The sequence below is a fragment of the Alloyangia pacifica genome (assembly GCF_900116195.1).
GTDB classification, from domain to species: Bacteria; Pseudomonadota; Alphaproteobacteria; order Rhodobacterales; family Rhodobacteraceae; genus Salipiger; species Salipiger pacificus.
On record NZ_FOZW01000005.1, the window covers coordinates 155,970 to 174,689 of the forward strand.

Below are 18,720 nucleotides of genomic sequence, written 5' to 3' on the forward strand. Positions count from 1 at the left end.
TCCTCAAGGACGAATTGTCTGGAAGCTCTGAGGTATTGCGAACTTCGAACTTGTCCATAATGAAGCTCGACTGTCTGTTTCCCGCGCGGAGACCGGCTCTGCCCCACGATTGATGCCTGCCACTCGCCGAGGGAGTTGCTGCCGGGAGGACCCCGACCGCTCCCTCACGTAGCGCCAAACGGAAAACCCTTGGTCGCTCGCTTCGACGCGACCTAATTCAAAGCTCACACATCAGGCTTACCAAGCCACGCTCCCGCAACCTGAACGATATACCTCCCTGTCCTTTCACGCGCAGGTGTAGGAGGCCGAGGGAACAAGCGCGGCGGTACGCAGCGTTGGGTACGCAGCGTTGGGCAAGCAACGGCCAAACGCGAAAGGACGGAACATAACCGACCACAAGATCACCACGATCAACCCGGCCACAGAGGCAGAACTCGCGCAGTACGAGCTGATGAGCGATGAGCAGATGTTCGACGCCTTGACCGCCTGCCACCGCGCCTTCGATGACTGGCGGCAGAGACCGGCGCAAGAGCGCGCCGGGATCATCGCCCGCATCGGAGAGGAACTCACCGCACGCAAGGAAGAACTGGCGCAGCTGATGACCGATGAGGTCGGCAAGCTGATCGGCGACAGCCGCGACGAGATCGACCTCTGCGCCGGCATCTGCGCATGGACCGCGAAACAGGGCCCGGACGTGCTGGCGGATGAAACCCGCGCTTTGACGGACGGGCGCAAGGACATCATCGCCTATTCGCCGGTGGGTGTGATCTACGGCATCCAGCCGTGGAACTTCCCCGCCTATCAGGCCGTGCGCCACTCCATCGCCAACCTGATGGCCGGCAACGGCGTGCTGCTCAAGCACGCGGCCAACTGCACCGGCAGCGGCCTGTTGCTGCGCGAGATCTACGCGGCGGCCGGCCTGCCCGAGAACCTGTTCACCGTGATGACCATCGATCACGACCAGTCGGACAAGCTGATCGCCCACGAATTGGTGCGCGGCGTCACGATGACCGGCAACGCCGCCGGCGGCAGCGTCATCGCCAAGAAGGCGGGCGAGCACCTCAAGAAGACCGTTCTCGAGCTCGGATCTAACGATGCCTATCTCGTGCTCGAGGACGCCGATCTCGATCTCGCGGTCAAAACCTGCGTCGCGGGGCGCATCTACAACAACGGCGAGACCTGCGTGAACGCCAAGCGCTTCGTGGTGACCGACGCGGTCTACGACGAATTCGTCGCGCGCTACGTCGAGGCGATGTCGCAGGTGATCTCCGGCGACCCGAACAAGGACGGGACCGGACTCGGGCCGATGGCACGGGATGACCTGCGCGACACGCTGCACAAGCAGGTGCAGGACAGCGTCGAGAAAGGTGCCCGCATCGCCTGCGGCGGCACGCTGCCCGAGGGGCGGGGCTACTACTACCCGGCCACCGTGCTCGTCGATGTCGCGCCGGGCCAGCCGGCCTACGACGATGAGCTCTTCGGCCCCGTCGCCTCGGTGATCAGGGCGAAGGACGACGAAGACGCCATGCGCATCGCCAACGACAGCCGCTTCGGCCTCGGCGGCGGCATCTTCTCGAAGGATGTCGGTTACGCCACGGAGCTTGCCCGAAAGCATTTCGACACCGGCATGGTCTTCATCAACCACTTCAACCTCGCGACGCCGGAGATGCCCTTCGGCGGCGTCAAGAATTCCGGCTACGGGCGCGAGCACGGTGGCTTCGGGGTGCACGAGTTCGTCAATGCAAAGGCCATCGCGGTCGCGGCCTGACGGCTGGGGAACCCAGGGCCCGGCGATATAGGGGGTCTGCGATCGCGGCACCCTGGGTTTGGTTGGGCGGCAGCGCGCGCTGTCGCCCAACCTTCTTTTCTATGCTGTCCCGTCCGCCGAAGGTGGCGCCGCGCGCGTCAGCCGGGGCACGCCGCCATCGACATTCACGCCGCAGAAGCCCCGCTCGACCGGCGGGGGACCAGCGCGCGCATGATGTCCGGCATCCCGAGATAGCCGAGGGTCTTACCGTCGCGCACGACACGGAAAGTTTGCGCGACGTCGCCACCGGCGCGGGCGATCACGCTCTCGAGGTTGTCGCCCGGGGCCACCTCGCCGGCGATCTCGCCCGCCGGGACCGCCGGGGTCATGATCGAGCGCACCCGAAGGACGCGGGCGCGGTTGATGTCCGCGACGAACTCCTCGATGTAGGGATCGGTGGGGTTCAGCAGGATCGCCTGCGGCTCGCCCTGTTGCACCACGGCGCCATCCTTGAGGATCACCAGGTGATCTGCGAGCTTCAGCGCCTCGTCGAGGTCGTGGGTGATGAAGATGATGGTCTTGTGCAGCTCCGACTGCAGCTCCAACAGCAGGTCCTGCATGTCGGTGCGGATCAGCGGATCGAGCGCCGAGAAGGCCTCGTCCATCAGCATGATGTCCGAATTAGACGCCAGCGCCCGGGCGATGCCAACGCGCTGCTGCATGCCGCCCGAAAGCTGGTGCGGATACTGATCGTCCTGCCCCGAGAGGCCGACCCGCTCGAGCCACTTGCGCGCCTCGGCCGCGCGGGCCTCCTGCGCCACGCCGCGCGTCGCCAGAGGCATGGCAGCGTTCTCCAGCACGGTGCGGTGCGGTAGCAGGGCGAATTTCTGGAACACCATCGACATGGTTTCCCGGCGCAGCTGGCGCAGCCGGGTGTCCTTCCACGACAGGATGTCCTCGTCGTTCACAAGGACCTCGCCGGCGGTCGGCTCGATCAGCCGGTTGAGATGACGGATCAGCGTCGACTTGCCCGAGCCCGAAAGGCCCATGATCACGGTGATCTCGCCCTCGTTCATGTCGACGTTGATGTCGTTGAGCCCGAGCACATGGTTCGTGCGGTCGAGCAGCTCGGGCTTGGAGGTGCCACTCTTCACCTCGGCGAGCGCCGCTGCAGGGTCCTCGCCGAAGATCTTGTAGAGGTTGCGGATCGAGACTTTCACGGTCTTGTCGGTCATCGTCATCTCCTCAGCGTTGCGCCTGGCTGGCGTCGATACGTGCAAGCGAGGCCTTGGTCACCCGGTCGAGCGCAATGGCCAGCACCACGATGCCGAGGCCGGCGACGAGGCCGGTGCCCAGCTCAAGGTTGCGGATGCCGCGCAGTACGAGAATACCGAGACCGGGCGCCGAGACCATCGAGGCGATGACCACCATGGCGAGCGACATCATGATCGTCTGGTTCACCCCGGCCATGATATTGGGCAGGGCCAGCGGGATCTGCACCCCGAAGAGCTTTTGCCGCCTGGTCATGCCGAAGGCGTCGGCGGCCTCGATCACGTCCGGGTCCACCAGGCGGATCCCGAGGTTGGTCAGCCGCACCACCGGCACGATGGCATAGAGGATCACCGCGATGCCGTAGAGCTTCGGCTCGGTCACCGAGAACAGGAAGATGAGCGGGATCAGGTAGACGAAGGGCGGTAGCGTCTGAAGCATGTCGAGGATCGGCGTGACGATGTTCTGCAGCCGGTCGCTGCGCGACATGGCGATGCCGATGGGCACCCCGATCAGCACGCAGATGAAGGCGCAGACGAAGATGATCGCCAGCGTCTGCATCGCCACCTCGTAGTGGTCGACAAAGGCCAGCCCGGCGATGACCAACGCCACGAAGCCGACGATCTTCCACGACCGGCTCACCGCCCAGGTGATCAGCATCAGGACCGGCACCATGATCCACCAAGGCGTGTCGGTCATCAGGTGAAGCATGCTCTCCAGCGCCCAGCTCAGCGGCTGGGTCAGCGGGTCCACCACGATGCGCAGCGCGTCGCGGATGCCCAGGAAGCCCGTCTCCAGCCCCTTGGTCAGGTCGCGGGACTGGGGGATGGCGGCGCAGGCGTCATGCAGCGCGTCAAGCGAGGGAAAAGGAAGGTCGCGGAGCGAGGTATCGCCGGCCTTGTCGCCACCTTGGGCCTTGGCCATGAGGTCGGCCATCGACATCGGGCCATCCGAGGCCCCTCCGTCGCACCAGTCTCTCAGCCCCAAAGTGTCGAAAAGGCCGTCATAGGTTGCCATGTGTCTGTCGGACCGAGATGGCCCGCCCTTGTTGTGAAAAACGGAAGACGGGGCCGGTGATCCGGCCCCGTCGGAATGGGCTGCCCCCGGCTGTGTGCCACGGGGGGCATCTGTCTTACTGCAGCAGCGCCGAGAGCTTCTCGCGCGCGGCATCGTTCACCCAGCCGGACCAGGTCTCGCCGGAGGTACTGAGGAAGTGCACCGCGACCTCCTCGTTGGAGGCGTTGTTCTCGTCCTTCCAGGCCAGCAGACCGGACATCTGGTCGGTGCTGAAGGTCATGTTGCTGAAGAACTCGGTGACCTCCGGGTTTTCATCCGCGAAATCCGTGGTGACCGCCGTTAGGATCGGCGCGGCCGGGAAGTCCGAGACCTGCGGATCGGGGGTGTTCGGGTTCTGCAGCGGTGCGAATTTGGCCTCGTCGTATTCCCCGAGCTTGACGCGGGTCATGTCGTACTTGCCGAGCGGCACGGTCGGCCCCCAGTAGTAGCCGAACCAGGGCTCGCCGCCGGTGACCGCGGCGCCCATCGAGGTCGCCAGGGTCTCGCCGGAGCCGTGGTTGAACACCTCGATGCCGTTGCCTTCCAGGTCGAAGGCGCGCGACAGGTTGTCCGACACCACGCGGCAGCCCCAGCCGTCGGGGCAGTTGTTGAAACGGCCGCCCACCAGTTCGGGGTTCTCGAGGATGCCCTCGATGGTGGTCAGCTCCGGGTGTTCCTCGGCCAGAGAGGTCGGGATCCACCAGCCCTCGACTCCGCCCGGTTCGAGCACAGAGGCCAGACGCTTGATGCTGCCGCCTTCCTCGAGCTTGGTGTAGGCCTCGCCGGCCGAGTTCAGCCACAGGTTGGTCACCACGTCCGGCTCGCCGTTCTCGGCCACCGAGGTGATCGCCGGGATGGTGTCCGACTGCACGAGGCTCACGTCGCAGTCATAGCCCTGCTCGAGCAGGAACTTGGCGATATTGGTCGTGACCTCGGCCGCCGCCCAGCCCATCTGGGCGATCGACACCTCGCCGCACTGCCTGGCCCCGTCTTCCTGGGCCGATGCCGCCATCGGCATCGCAAGCGTGGCGGCCAGTGCGGTCGAGAAAAGCTTCGACGAACGCATGAGGTTCTCCTTAGTTTTGTAAAGTAGATTTGCGTGAAAGTGGCGGCTCTCTTTATGAGGTCCAGCATTTTCAAGCCACTACAGGTGGCTTCAATGTGCGCTTCACTTTCATCATCGAAGCGTCGGCTAACAGCTCTCGCAACGGAACGCAAACCGATGCTCCCGGAAACCCCGCGCCACGGGACGCCCATAGCGTCCTGCAGCCCCCATTCAGGTCGTTCCACCCGACGACCGGCAAAACCGGTGGTACCCACGCCATTGGCGAGCACCGGGATGCCGAAGCAAGGCCCCAGGGGAAGGAACGGAGTTTGCGGGAAAGAAATCCGGCCGCACAGGCCGCGCGCTGGATCAGCGTTCTAAAGCGCGCCCGAGGACCGGGGACCGGGCGCCCCCCGGGCTTTGACGGCCGAGGATGCCGCGACGGCCGGCTCGGTTGCGCCGCTATGGGAAAAGCGTAGCGTGACCGCCACCTCGCCGAGGTCACGAACCAAGCGCAGCGAGTCACCCACCTGTTTAATCCGGCAACTCCCGCGTGCGAAGACCTCGGGATACCGTCGGCGCAAGTCGAGCAGTTCGCAGAGCAACGCGCGCTTGCGGGCCCCGAACGCGGTGATCCGCGCCTTCGGATCGAGCGGCGCGCGATTGTCCGGATCCGTGAGCGCAAACAGGCCGGTCTCACTGCCCTGGTAGATGTCCGGCACCCCTGGGATCATGCAGCGCAGCGCCAGTTGCGTCAGCGAGAGCCGCTCTCCGCGCGCGATCACCGCGCGCAGCGGCTCAGATTCCTCCAGACGCCAGGCCGCGAGCAGTGCCCGCGCGAAGGCCGCGGCCTGGGCCTCTGCGGCCTCGTCGGGGTCGTGCCATTGGGTCAATTCCTTGGCCTCGCGCAGGGCCTTTTCCAGATGTGCCGCAAGCCGCTCTTCCAGATCGTCGCGCTCCGGCTCCCAGAGCGCCAGCGCGGATTGCAGGATGTACCATCGGGTCGCCGCCTCGGGCGGATGCGGCACGTCGAGCGCCTCGGATTGGCGCCAGAGCACCGCAGCGTTCTCCGGCATGTGGGTCAGAGCGATGAGCCGCGCGCGGGCATCCTCGGCCCGCTTGGTGTCATGGCTCGAGCCCAGCGTGAGCGCGCCCGGCCAGCGCTGCAGGCGCTCGCTGCACCACATTTCGAAGTCCTGCGGCGAAAGCGGTGGCGCGTCCGGTTCCGAGCCGACCTCGGCCTCGGCAAGGCAGCGCGTGTGGCGGTAGAAGGCGGTGTCCTCCTGCGCCTTGGCCACCACCGCGCCGGTGACCTGCTGGAAGCGGCGCAGAAAGCCCCTGCCCGCCGCGCCCGCGGGCGACAGCAGGACCCGCTGAATAGCGCTCAGGATCCGGCGGTCGCCGAGTTGCGCCGCTGCCTCCGCCACGCTCTGCGCCAGCAGCGCCTCGTCCTCCGGCGATGGGCCGTAGGCATCGATGTAGCTGCGATAGCGCGGGAAGGCGATGAGCAAGGCCCGCAGACTATCACGCACAGGGCCTTCCTCCGCCGCGACGCCCGTCTCGGCCAGAGCGGCCATGGCCCGCCGGGTCATCTCGCCCAGTTCCGCGGCCAACTCGTGCGACAGGATCTGCGCGCGCGCCGCCCGGCAGGTGGCGGCGTAATCGCCCCGCGCCCCGGTCGCTCCGCGCCAGATGGCATCGAGCCGGTCCAGCCCGGCGCCGTCCAGCAGCAGCCGGGTGATCCGGTCGTTCGCCTCGTAGCCCGTGGTGCCGGTCACCGGCCAGTCCGGCAGCGCCTCCTCGCCGGTGAGGATCTTCTCGATCCAGATCGGCACCTCCGGCCCCAGCGCCGCGCGCATCCGACGCAGGTACTGCCCGGGGTCGGCGAGGCCGTCCACATGGTCGATCCGCAGCCCCTCGGCCAGCCCGTCGCGGACCAGCGCCAGTGGTAGCGCCATCATCGCGTCGAAGACCTCGCGCTCCTCGATGCGCATGCCGATCAGCGTGGTGACGTTGAAAAAGCGCCTGTGGGTCAGCTGCTTGCGCTCGCGCTCCCAGTGCCGTAGCCGCCAGTGCTGGCGCGCGAGCACCTCCTCGATCACGCCTTCCCCGACGCTGCCCGGTGCCAGAGGCAGCCAGCCCCCTTCCCACGTCAGCCGCTGCGCGTCGCGGTCGATCTCGAAAGCGCCGTCGCGGATCATCTGCTCCGGCGTCTCGGGCAGGATCGGCAGGATCAGCCCGGAGCGCCAGTCGACGTCAAAGAACTTCGCGTAGGGGCTGTCCGCCCCATGGGTCAGTGCATCGTGCAGCCAGGGGTTCTCGGGGCTGAGCACGGTGTGGTTCGGTACGAGATCGAGCACGATCCCCAGCCCCTGCGCCCGTGCCGCGACGGCGAGCCGCTCGTAGCCCGCACGGCCGCCCAGAACCGGGTCGATCTCGGCCGGGTCGGCCACGTCGTAGCCATGGGTCGAACCGCTCTCGGCGGTGAAGATCGGCGACAGGTAAAGGTGGCTCGCGCCGAGCTCCGCGATATGCGGGAGCAATTCTGCGGCGCGGTCGAAATCGATCCCCTGACGGAGCTGCAGGCGGTAGGTGGCAACGCGCGGCGTCATCCGGTGATTTCCACTTCGAGTCCGAAGGCATCGCGCATGGGATCGCCGAGACGGAAATCCGGCTCCGCCAGCGCCGCCGCCCCGGTGGCGGGCGCGCCCAGCGACAGCAGCATGCGGATCTCGCCTGTCTCGAAAGGCCAGCGCACGGCAAAGGCGCGGGCACCGTGGCGGGTGACCTCGCCGATCCCGGTCTTGCCCGACTTGAGCAGCGGCACGATGCGGCGCGCGCGAAGGTCCAGCAACTCGCGGGTCAGGTCGCGCCAGGCCCCGGCGCGCTCCGGATCCCGCGGCGGATCGGGACGCGAGACCTCCATCGCCTCGACCCCGGTGGGATCGGGCATGCCCGCCAGGTCGTAGCCGATGCGCGTCAGCTCGGCACCGCGCCCCTTGCGCACCGCCGCCCGCCCTGCCTCGTCCGGCGGGTCGCAGAAAAAGAGGAACGGGGCCTCGCTGCCCTCCTCCTCGCCCATGAAGAGCATCGGCAGGAAGGGCATGCAGAGCAGCGCCGCGTGCAGCACCCGCGCCGGTGCGTCGCCGATCAAGGTGATCAACCGCTCGCCAAGCGCGCGGTTGCCAATCTGGTCGTGGGTTTGGTTGGCGTTGACAAAGGCGGTCCAGGGCAGATGTGCGGCCTCGGCCCCGCGCGCCTCCTCGGGATGCGGCTGCCCCTCGTCCACCTGGCCCCGCGCCAGGGCGCGCGCCAGATCGCCGAACGGGTCGCGCGCGAAACGGCTGTAGTAGCCCTGTGTCTCTCCGGTGAGGGCCACGTGCATCGCATTGTGCCAGTCGTCGTTCCACTCGGCATCGAAGCCGGCCTCGCGCAGGTGCGGCAGGTTGCGCTCGTCCTCGCAGATGAGGTGGACCGGGTGCCCGAGGTCCAGCGCATGGATCGCCGCGGCCAGCTCGCGCATGAAACGCTGATCTTGCCCGTCGCGGATCTCGTGCACCGCATCGAAGCGGAAGCCGTCGAGCCGGTACTCGCGCAGCCAGCCGAGCGCAGCCTCGCGGAAGAAGGCCTGCACCTCTGGACGGTTAAAGTCTATCCCGTCGCCCCAAGGCGTTGGCCGATCGGTGAAGAATTGCGGCGCGTAGCCCGGCAGGAAATTCCCGAAGGGGCCGAAGTGGTTCATCACCAGATCGAGCAGCACCATGATGCCCTGGCGCTGCGCCTCGGCGACAAAGGCGCGCATCTCGTCCGGCGTGCCATAGGCCGGATGCGGCGCGCGGATCAGAACGCCGTCGTAACCCCAGCCGCGCCGCCCGGCGAATTGCGAGACCGGCATCAGCTCGACCGCAGTGATCCCCAGCGCCGCCAGATCGGGCAGCCTGCCGGCGGCGGCGGCAAAGGTACCCTCGGGGGTGAAGGTGCCGACGTGCAGCTCGAGGATCACCGCCTCCTCCAACGGTCGCCCCGGCCAGCCCGCTCCCCAGTCGAAGCCGCCCGGATCCACGGTCACCGATGGCCCCTCAACCCCGCCGAGCTGTGCGCGCGCCGCCGGGTCGGGCAGATCCCTGCCGTCGATCCGGAAGAGGTAGCTCATGCCCGCCCGCGCCGGAACGCGGCACTGCCAGCTGCCGCCGGGCGCGGCCTCCATCGCGATCTCGCGCCCGTCGAGCAGCAGCGCGACCCGCCGTGCCGCCGGTGCCCAGATCGCGAACCGCCACAACCCGTCGCCGAGCGGCTGCGCACCCCAGGTCGGCGACGCGGTCATGCCGTGTCTCCGACCGCGCCGCGATCGCGCAACACTGCGATCGCCTGTGGCCCGACGATCAGGCTCTCGCCAGTTGCCTCGAGGCAGGCCACCTGGTCGCGCACGGTGTCGAGGATCAGCTCCCAGTCGCCCTCGGGCAGCGTGAAGGTGCAGGCCTCGCCGCCGTTGATCAGGATCAGCAGGTCCGGGCAGTCTTCCTGATGGTGGCGCAGGCCTACCGCGAAGAGCCCGCCATCCTGCCAGTCCTGCGCCGACATCTGCCGCCCCTCGGGGTGCAGCCAGAGGCTCTCGGTGGCCTCGGGGCGCGGCCAGAAGCCGTAGGGTGCGAGATGCCCACGCCATTCGCGGCGCAGCGCGGTCAGCGCCGACACCGCCTCGACCAGCCCGGGCCGCGCGGCGTCCCAGTCGATCCAGGTGGTCTCATTGTCCTGACAATAGGCGTTGTTGTTGCCGTACTGGGTCTGGCCCATCTCGTCGCCGGCCAGCAGCATCGGCACGCCATGCGACAGGAAGAGCGTCGCCAGCATCCCCTTCACCCGCCGCTCACGCGCGGCGTCGATCCCCGGGTCGTCCGTGGCTCCCTCGTGGCCCATATTGTCCGAGATGTTGTGGCCGTGGCCGTCGCGGTTGCCCTCGCCGTTGGCCTCGTTGTGCTTGTCATTGTAGGAGACCGTGTCCCACAGGGTGAAGCCGTCGTGCGCCGCGACGAAATTCACCGAGGAGGTCGCCGGGCGGTGCGAATGGTCGAACTGCACCGGACTGCCCATCAGGCGCTCCGACAGGCCCGACAGCTTGCCCGGATCGCGCCGCCAGAAACTCCGCACATCATCGCGGAACTTGTCGTTCCACTCGCGGAAGGGCCAGGGGAAACCGCCGACCTGGTAACCCCCCTCGCCGACGTCCCAGGGCTCGGCGATCAGCTTGATCTGGCTCAGCACCGGGTCCTGCCGGATGGCGTTGAAGAAGGCCCCCTCGCGTTCGAACCCGTCGGGCTCGCGCGCCAGCGTCGAGGCAAGATCGAAGCGGAAACCGTCGATGTGAAACGCCTCGACCCAGTAGCGCAGGCTGTCCATCACCATGCGCAGCACCATCGGATGCGCGACGTTGAGCGTGTTGCCGGTGCCGGTGGTGTCAAAACCGTGGCGACGGTTCTCGGGCGAGAGCAGGTAGTAGCTGGCGTTGTCGATGCCCTTGAACGACAGGGTCGGGCCCAGCTCGTTGCCCTCGGCGGTGTGGTTGTAGACCACGTCGAGGATGACCTCGATCCCGGCGGCGTGGAAGCGTTTGACCGCGGCGCGCACCTCGCGCACGTCCTCGGTGGCCAGATAGGTGCGATTGGGCGCGAAGAAGCCGAGCGTGTTGTAGCCCCAGTAGTTGCGCAGCCCCTGCTCCATCAGGTGGCGGTCCTGCACCATGGCGTGGATCGGCAGCAGCTCGATGGTGGTAACCCCAAGTTTCTGCAGGTGCTCGATGATCGGATCCGAAGCCAGGGCGCGGAAGGTGCCACGGTCGGCCTGCACCACGCCGGGGTGGCGCATGGTCAGACCCTTCACATGTGCCTCGTAGATCACCGTGTCCTGCCAGCGCAGGCGCGGCGCCGCGTCGGCCTCCCAGTCGAATACCGGGTCGGCGACCACCGCCTTCGGCATGAAGGGCGCACTGTCGCGGGTGTCGACGTCGAGGTCCGAGCCGCCCACCGGGTAGCCAAAGAGCGTGTCGTCCCACGTCAGCTGACCGCGCATGGCCATGGCATAGGGATCGAGCAGCAGCTTGTTCGGATTGAAGCGGTGGCCGTTCCCGGGATCGAACGGCCCGTGCACCCTGTAGCCATAGGCCTGCCCCGGTCCGAGGTCGGGACAGTAGCCGAAGAAAATGCCGCCCTCGGCGCGCGGCAGCTCCAGCCGGGCCAGCTCCTCCTCGCCATTTTCGTCGAAGAGGCACAGCTCCACCGCCTCGGCGTGGTCCGAGAACAGCGCGAAGTTGGTGCCCGCGTCGTCGTAGCGGGCGCCGAGCTGGTCGGGGCGCGAGCGGGCGGGGTCGATGGTCACGTCGCGGGGGTCGATCATGTCAGCTCTCCAGGGCCGGGACAGCGGTCCGCTGCCGCGGATGCCGGAACGAGCTGCGCGCGACGGGGCGCCGCAACGCCGCTTCGCGCCGGCTCATCATCTCGGCGGTGATCAGGAGTGTGCCACCCGCGCTGCGACGGAACCAGCGGGCATCCTCCTCGGGATCGAGACCCGCCTGAAATCCGTCTGGCAGGCGCACGCCCGGTCCGACGACGGTGTCCCGGAGGTGGCAGCGCCGTCCGACCGAGCAGCCGGGCATGAGAATGCTGCCCTCGACGAAACTGTCGCGCACCGAGGTCACCGGGCGGCGCATGGTCTGCGGCAGCGGCACCGGCAAATCCGCCGCCGCGAATTCGAGCTGGGTGCGGCGGTAGGCGTCGAGCGTGACCACGTCGCGCCAGTAAGCCCCCTGCCCCGGCACGGTCCCCGGCATCCGATAGATCGCCAGCTCGCCCGACGACATGGCCAGCGGCAGGATGTCATGGCCGAAATCATGGCTGGTCTCGGCCCGCGCCGCATCCGCGCGCAGGGCTCTCTTGAGCCAGATCCAGTCAAAGACATAGATGCCCGCCGAGGCGAGCGAGCGCTCGGGATCCCCGCGCATGGGCATCGGGCGCGCCGGCTTTTCGGCAAAGCCGGTGACCCGCCCGTCCGGCCCCTCCTCGAACACGCCGAAGCCGCGCGCCTCGTGCCGCGGCACGGCGGTGGCCACGACCGTCGCAGCGCGCCCGTGGCCGCGGTGGTGGGCCAGAAGCGCCTTCAGGTCGAGATCGAGCACATGGTCCCCCGACAGGATCATCACCTCGCGCGGGGCATGGGCATCGAGCAACGTCGCGTTCATCCGCACCGCATCCGCGGTGCCGCGGTAGCCGCAGGCGCCGAGCGTGCCGCCGTCGCGCTGAATGATGCCTTTCGGGAAATGGTGTGCCCAACATTCCTGCAGGTGCCGCGACAGCTCCTTCGGCCGGTACTGGGAGGCGACGAAGAGGCTGGCGAAACCGGCCCGCGCCAGCGCGGCGAGGATGAAATCGACGATCCGACCTTCGCCCGCGCCGAAAGCCAAAGCGGGCTTGCATTGCCGGTCGGTCAGTTCGAAGAGCCGCGCGCCGCGCCCACCCGCCAGCAGGAACGGCAGGCACCGGTCGGTCTCGGGATCGCGGCAGGTCTCGGCAAGCTCTATGCGCATGATGGTCTGGGCCCTGTCAGCTCGAAAAGCAGCCCCTCGCGCGGCACCGGATGATGCCTCACCGTGGATACTTTGTCTGGAGTGTTCTGACCGGCCGGTCTGGTCGCACGTGGAACCCGGCAGGGGCGGAAATTGTTCCGTGAAAACCGCCCGTGCTCTGTCGAATTCCATGCCCGAGATGTTCGGCACCGCGAATGTCTGCGCCCGATGCGCCGGCTCAGCAGAACAGCGCTGCGCGGATCGGCAGCACAGAGAAGAACGACAGCCCGTCGCATCGGCGCAAGCGCGGCAAACAGGCCTTGTCCCGAAACGGGGCAAGGAGCGACACCGGCCCGAGGAAGACCAGCGCAACCAGTCCCGATGGCTGCGCCGAGCAGTGCATCCGGTCATGCACCCCGCCCTCCAACTTCATCAGCAACTTCATCAGCAGCCTTGTGACTCCAAGCAGCGCTTAGCCCACAGCCGCTTCCGGCGTTTCGTCCGCCAGCGGGCCTCGAAAGCGACGCCGCAGAAGAAAAGCACCGGCACCATCAGGATCATCGGCACGTCGATCGCCGGGACCGAGATCGAAACCGTCCAGGATCACGTAGACCGGTAGCGCGAAAGCGACGATCCCCGCCGTAGGGAGCCGCCCGTCGCACAGCCCGAACCGCGGCGTGTCGGGCGACTTGCGCGTCACCCGAAGCAGGCAAAGCGGGCCGATCCGGCACGTTTGCAGGACCGCGCCAGCCGCGATGTCGCCCTGCGACCCGGCATATTCTGGGGATCGACCCTGCTGTCGCCAGCATCGGCATTCGGACCCATGGCTGTCCTGAGCGGCCTTTGGCGAGATCTGTCAAACCCCTTGGCCGAAGCCATCAAGAGCCCCTTCAACACGAAGAGCCTCCACTTCGAGGCCACCCCCTATGCGGCGCTGGAAAAAGGAGAGATGGCCGCGTCACCTCCGGCAGTCAGCCTTCACCAATCCCACGCCGGTCCGAAGCGCCTTTGCGGCTCCGTCAACTCCGATATTGGCAAGCGTTCACGCTCATCTCGCGGTCCGGCATCGCAGTCGGCAAGCTCCAGGCCGAAACGGCGGCGTTTTCTCGCATCACATCGAAGGCTTCGGAAACAGGGTTTCGCGCTCACAACATCTCGGAAAAATCTCCCGCCCTATCCTTCGTTTCCGGTTGAACGGGGTGTACTCATTGATGAAAATACGCTTAAGAAGTGCTCGGTTGGTTCTTGTGTGTGTAGGGCTGGAAGACATGGATGCGGTCGTGCTGCCCATGTGAGTCAGGCCTGACCTGCTTCCGGGACCGCGTGCCGCGCGGGATGACCAGCGCCGCGCGCCCGCAGGTCACATCACGACATCCGAAGGCAGAGACACGGGTCTTGCCAAGGCCCGCCCCGGACATCCGGTGTCTGGCGACGAGAAGTGTAGAAATTCGATATGGCGCACATGTGCGCGTGTCCGGGTACGAGAATGACCGAATGAGCAAGACCCCGTCCCAGTCCCCCGAAGAGGCCGACGCCCTCGAGCCCATCGGCGCGCCTCTGCATATGCATACCGACAGGATTGACGATGCGACGCATCACTTCGTCAGAACCGGCGGCATCGTGCACTGGCTCGGCGCCTCATTGCTGAGCGACGCGCGCAGGCAGTGCTTCGTGATGCAAAGCTATGAAGGCGGAGAGCACAGCCTTCCGCTGCACGACACCGACGCCGAGCGTCTGCAGGCCCATTGGCGCGCCTTCCTGCAGCGCCACCTGATCGTCGTCGAAGAACTATCCGGTCGTACCGGCTGACTGCGTCCACGGATCAACCAATTGTCGGCCTGTTCTGATGCGCTGCCTTTGGTGACCATTCCGGGCTCAACGCAGCAGATGGCTGCCTTGAAATTCGGAGAGACAAAGGCGCTCGGCGTAGGCACCGCTGAACTCGGCAGCCGCTCTCCAGAGAAGAGGCTCGACCTCCTGCGCGAACGAGGCACTGGGGCAAACGGCGCAAGCCCCTTCTGCCGGCATTGGCAGGCCGCCCGATCGAACATCAGGACAGGAGCTTATAGGGCGCGACACCGGCGGAGGCACCGGCGATACGTAGCCCATCCGGCCTTTGCGATCGTATCGTGTGCATGATGACCTCGCGCGGCTCGTGCCGCAGGCGTCAACACCCGCGGCCCGCATCCGGCAGTACTTGGCACCGTTCCGGGGCTACACCGGACGACCCCCAGTTGATCCAAAGCCGCTGATCCGCATGCCGCTGACCGATGCCAACTCGGAAAAGCGCTGCCACGCGCCGGAGGGAAACGCCTCCGGCTGCCACCATTGCGAGGGGGTGAATCCAGCCTCGCCCCTGGCTGGAACAGCTGCCTCGACCTGACCGCGCCGCTGATCTTATGCGATGGCGATGTGCCAAGTAAGACCGGCATTCTGTTCCCAAATGGCACAAGTCTGGAACGACGAGGAATTCCATGGGCTGCATCAGAACTTCGTTTTCACCGGGGTCGAGCGCGCAACGGAAGATGAGGCGTTCTCAGAGAGGGCATGGCTCGGCAAGAATGTCTCGGGCGGGAGCGGGTACCGGAAATCGACGCTGTTCACGCAGCAGCGCAAGGCCGTTCGGTGTGTTTTCGCGCAATCGCCGGATTCCCCGACCGGCAATGGTTCGCGGATCCGCTTTCTGTTACCCTGCGGCAAGCAGCCTTTCTCCGGCTCGACGGCCGTGCGGTATCGCGTGTCTCTCTTTGCCCTCCCGCAAAACACGCTCGCTCTATGCCAGCCTATCTCCCGAGGCTCTGCTCCATGGCTCTCTCCTATCTCTCCATGACTGCCCGCGCCGTCGCCTTTGCCCCGATATTCTGCGCCGGGACCGCCTCCGCTCAGGATCTCTTCACCTACAGCAATGGTGCAGGCGGCGCGGTGCAGTTCTACGGCCAGTTCAGCCCGGCCTACCTGCACTTCGAGGATGGCTCGAAGACATTCGACGAACTGGCCGACAACAATAATGCGAACACCCGGCTCGGCTTCAACCTCGACCAGGAACTCTCGAACGGGCTCAACCTGCGCTTCACGGTCGAAACCGCCCTGGCCGTGCCTTCCACCGGTGAGCTCGACCAGAATGGCAGCCAGGAGTGGGACTGGGAGCGCACGGACCTGCGCAAGTTCGAGATCGTCCTCTCGGGCGAGTTCGGCGCTGTATCGCTGGGCCAGGGGTCCATGGCCTCGGACGGAGCGGCCGGAGCGGATCTCAGCAAGACCACGATCGCCGGCTATGTCTACCGGCCCGACCTTGTCGGCAGCTACGCGTTGCGCAACGGGGACGGCAGCCTCTCGGATATCAGCTGGAGCGACGTCTACAACGATTTCAACGGCAGCCGTCGCAACCGCATACGCTATGACTCGCCAAGTTACAGCGGGTTCAGCTTCGCCATCTCCTACGGCGAGGAGATCCTCACGAAGGGTGACGACGCCGAGTATTATGACCTCGGGGCCTACTTCGGGAACAGGCTCGGCGATTTCGAGATGGCGGCCGGTGCCGGCTACGCCTGGAAGGACGACGGCAGCCAGACCGACGAGCAATATGTTGCGTCCTTCTCGATCCTGCATACGCCGACCGGATTCAACGGAACGATCACCGGCGGAGCCGAGGACGGGGGCGGGTCCTATGGCTATGTGAAGCTGGGCTGGATCGGTGATCTGCTTGCCGTGGGCGACACCGCCTTTTCGGCCGACTACTATTCGGGCTCGGACTTCAACAGCGACGGCTCGAACTCGGACTCCTGGGGCCTGCAGGCGGTGCAGCATTTCGACGATATCGGGCTCGAAGCCTATCTCGCCTATTCCGAGTACAGCTTTGACGAGGATGGCGCGAGCTACAAGGACGCCGCCTCCACCCTGCTCGGCGTGCGTTGGAAGTTCTAGGGCCGCCTGCGGGTCTGCGTTTCATCGGGCCTCCCGCACGTCTCGCCGGAGGAAAAGGTGGGGCGATCCGATCCGCCTCTCGGGGTGCTTTAGGGGCGGCCTTTGGCGCGCGAAATTTGCCAGTACCTGCTGCACGGCGCGTCTCGCAGACGTGGGATGGCTCGGGTGCCGCTCTCGTGGCGCACCCCGGGCAGGGAGCTTGAGCCTGCGCGCAGGGCCCGGATCAAAACCCCAACTCTCCTGCGCGATGGCAGCAACGACCACTCGGTGCCGTTTGCCGTTGGCATCGGGGTGTTTCGGTGCGCGGCCATGTTGATCAGGTCATGGTGGGCGAGAGTGAAACGCAGGCGCGCCAAAGTGCAGCCGAGGACCCGGACCGCGTTCGGCCCCTCGCCCGACTGGTTGATCCAGGGCTGTTCGACTGCGACCGTCGGACGATCGAAGGCCGGAGGTCAGGCCGGTCAGCGGCGGCCTCAAGATGATCCCCAAGCCTCACCAATGAGGCCCCAAACGCGCTCGGGCCAAGTGGCACGGGCAAACCTAAATGGTGCACTGGGGCCGGGACTGCTCGCCTGTCAGCACGGAATGTCGGTCCGCTTCACCACGGCCGGCTCACCGGTCAACGAGTTGATGAAAGCCCGCGACCCGCGACGCCTCCTGCGGCTCCAGAGCCAGCTCGCCTCCGCCACAAGCCCATCATCGATGACCCGGGCTCCTAGGTCCTGCCCCGAGCTGCTCCACGAGAGCAGCTCACGGAGCAACGAGCGGGGCGCCACGTTCATTACCATCACCCAGCCCTTCGGCAACTGGCCCGCCTTTGCGCCGCACCTGGCTGGTCATTGCTCCGCCGTTGACAAACCAGAGCCACCCTGACGGCTTCTACGGGGCTACCCCGAACGCCCGCGCGGCGCATGCGCAGGTCGCGCAACATACCGGCCATGGAGTGCCTTCCCCGATGCTTTGGGCGTCGCGGCGGCTTGAAGCCGGCACACCACGGCACGGTGGAGCGACCGTGGCCGTGCCGATGCCCCTTGCCCCGGGCACGCCTGGGCCAAGCGTCTGCCAGAAGATAGGGTCGGCAGCGACACCGGCGGGCCGTCGCGTCAGCGCATCTCTGGTGTGCCGCGTTCAGCCGTGTTCCGCGATGTAGCCCTCGATCTGCAGCACTTCTTCGGTGGAGCCGAAAATGAGCGGACAGAAACCGTGTGGTTGGTCCGGCACGAGATCGAGAATGCGCTGTCGCCCATCGGTCGCCCGGCCCCCGGCCTGCTCGACCATGAAAGCGATCGGGATCGCCTCGTAGGCAAGCCGCAGCCGGCCCTGCTCGTAGCCCTTGCGGCCGTCCTGCGGGTAGAGAAACGCCCCACCCTTCAACATGATCCGGTGCAGGTCGCCCACCGCCGCCGCGAGCCAGCGCATGTTGTAGTTCTTGCCCAAGGGGCCGTCCTTGCCCGCGCGCATGTCACGCGCGTAGGCCAGCAACCCCGGAGCCCAGTGCCGCTCGTTCGAAGCGTTGACCGCAATCATCGAGGTCGTCGGCTTGAGGCGGATGTTCTCGGCGGTCACCCGGAAGTCTCCGACGCGGCGGTCGAGCGTGGCGATATGCACGCCGTCGCCCAGCGACCAAGCGAAATCAACCGAATGGCCAAAGCACGCATATCCTGCCGCCACGGCCTCGGTGCCGGGGCGCAGGAAGCTGCCATCCCCCGCCGGATAGACCACGAAGAGCATCCCCAGAAGCGCGCAGATGCCGATCGAGCCGGAGCCGTCGATCGGATCCATCGCCACGTCGAAATCGCCCTCGGGATCGAGCGTCACCACCGCCTCGGCTTCTTCCGACAGCACATGGCGGATGTTGCAACCCGAGAGCGCCTTGAGCATGTGCTCATGCGCGCCAACATCCAGCGCCTTCTGCGCGTCGCCGCTCTCGTTGTCGCCGACGATCTGCGCCGGGTCTCCGGTCAGCAGCCCCTCGGCCAACCGGTCGGCGATCGGCGGCAGCGCCTCCGCGATATGGCGCACGATCCGCGCCGCACCGGTATCCGGCAGCTGCGCGTGCAGGGCTGCGCCGCGCGGCGCGTGGTCATTCGGAAGAGTAAGCATGATCGATCGTCCTGTCAGGGG

Annotated in this window: 12 protein-coding genes and 1 pseudogene; 3 read left to right on the forward strand and 10 right to left on the reverse strand. The window is 66.8% G+C overall.

Features of this window, described 5'->3' with window-relative positions; all coding sequences use genetic code 11:
* Window positions 1-349: 349 nt before the first annotated feature.
* Complete coding sequence (locus BM397_RS12205; protein WP_425425933.1) at window positions 350-1,768, forward strand: NAD-dependent succinate-semialdehyde dehydrogenase; 1,419 nt, start codon at window positions 350-352, stop codon at window positions 1,766-1,768.
* Window positions 1,769-1,932: 164 nt separating this feature from the next.
* Here the strand turns inward: BM397_RS12205 and BM397_RS12210 are convergent, their stop codons facing one another.
* From BM397_RS12210 to BM397_RS29965, 9 genes and pseudogenes are all read right to left on the reverse strand, one after another.
* Complete coding sequence (locus BM397_RS12210) at window positions 1,933-2,982, reverse strand: quaternary amine ABC transporter ATP-binding protein (RefSeq protein ID WP_092424334.1); 1,050 nt, start codon at window positions 2,980-2,982, stop codon at window positions 1,933-1,935.
* 10 nt (window positions 2,983-2,992) lie between these two features.
* Complete coding sequence (locus BM397_RS12215) at window positions 2,993-4,033, reverse strand: ABC transporter permease (protein ID WP_092424336.1); 1,041 nt, start codon at window positions 4,031-4,033, stop codon at window positions 2,993-2,995.
* 115 nt (window positions 4,034-4,148) lie between these two features.
* Entirely contained in the window at window positions 4,149-5,138 is a 990-nt protein-coding gene (locus tag BM397_RS12220; protein ID WP_092424338.1) for an ABC transporter substrate-binding protein, read from the reverse strand.
* A gap of 356 nt (window positions 5,139-5,494) precedes the next feature.
* Window positions 5,495-7,729: a malto-oligosyltrehalose synthase gene (treY, locus tag BM397_RS12225; protein WP_092424340.1), complete on the reverse strand. Its 2,235-nt coding sequence runs from the start codon at window positions 7,727-7,729 to the stop codon at window positions 5,495-5,497.
* Window positions 7,726-9,441 (reverse strand): malto-oligosyltrehalose trehalohydrolase, encoded by a 1,716-nt coding sequence (gene treZ, locus BM397_RS12230; protein ID WP_092424342.1) that lies wholly within the window; start codon window positions 9,439-9,441, stop codon window positions 7,726-7,728. Before treZ ends, treY begins: the two co-directional genes overlap by 4 nt.
* Window positions 9,438-11,507, reverse strand: coding sequence for a glycogen debranching protein GlgX (gene glgX, locus BM397_RS12235; protein ID WP_092424344.1), 2,070 nt, complete (start codon window positions 11,505-11,507; stop codon window positions 9,438-9,440). Before glgX ends, treZ begins: the two co-directional genes overlap by 4 nt.
* Window position 11,508: 1 nt before the next feature.
* Window positions 11,509-12,693, reverse strand: a complete 1,185-nt coding sequence (locus BM397_RS12240; protein WP_176806620.1) for a sugar phosphate nucleotidyltransferase — start codon at window positions 12,691-12,693, stop codon at window positions 11,509-11,511.
* A gap of 217 nt (window positions 12,694-12,910) precedes the next feature.
* Window positions 12,911-13,117 carry a hypothetical protein gene (locus tag BM397_RS29960; RefSeq protein ID WP_342707614.1) on the reverse strand — a complete coding sequence of 69 codons (207 nt, stop codon included), beginning with the start codon at window positions 13,115-13,117 and terminating at the stop codon, window positions 12,911-12,913.
* Between the two features lie 32 nt (window positions 13,118-13,149).
* Window positions 13,150-13,336: pseudogene (locus BM397_RS29965) on the reverse strand (hypothetical protein); the annotation flags it as partial.
* Window positions 13,337-14,166: 830 nt separating this feature from the next.
* On the opposite strand from BM397_RS29965, the gene BM397_RS12250 reads away from it, so the two are divergent.
* Both BM397_RS12250 and BM397_RS12255 read left to right on the forward strand, forming a co-directional pair.
* Complete coding sequence (locus BM397_RS12250) at window positions 14,167-14,481, forward strand: hypothetical protein (protein WP_092424350.1); 315 nt, start codon at window positions 14,167-14,169, stop codon at window positions 14,479-14,481.
* Between the two features lie 996 nt (window positions 14,482-15,477).
* Complete coding sequence (locus BM397_RS12255) at window positions 15,478-16,596, forward strand: porin (RefSeq protein WP_176806623.1); 1,119 nt, start codon at window positions 15,478-15,480, stop codon at window positions 16,594-16,596.
* A 1,128-nt stretch (window positions 16,597-17,724) separates the two neighbouring features.
* Here the strand turns inward: BM397_RS12255 and BM397_RS12265 are convergent.
* Window positions 17,725-18,699 (reverse strand): class 1 fructose-bisphosphatase, encoded by a 975-nt coding sequence (locus BM397_RS12265; protein ID WP_092424356.1) that lies wholly within the window; start codon window positions 18,697-18,699, stop codon window positions 17,725-17,727.
* Between the last annotated feature and the right edge of the window lie 21 nt (window positions 18,700-18,720).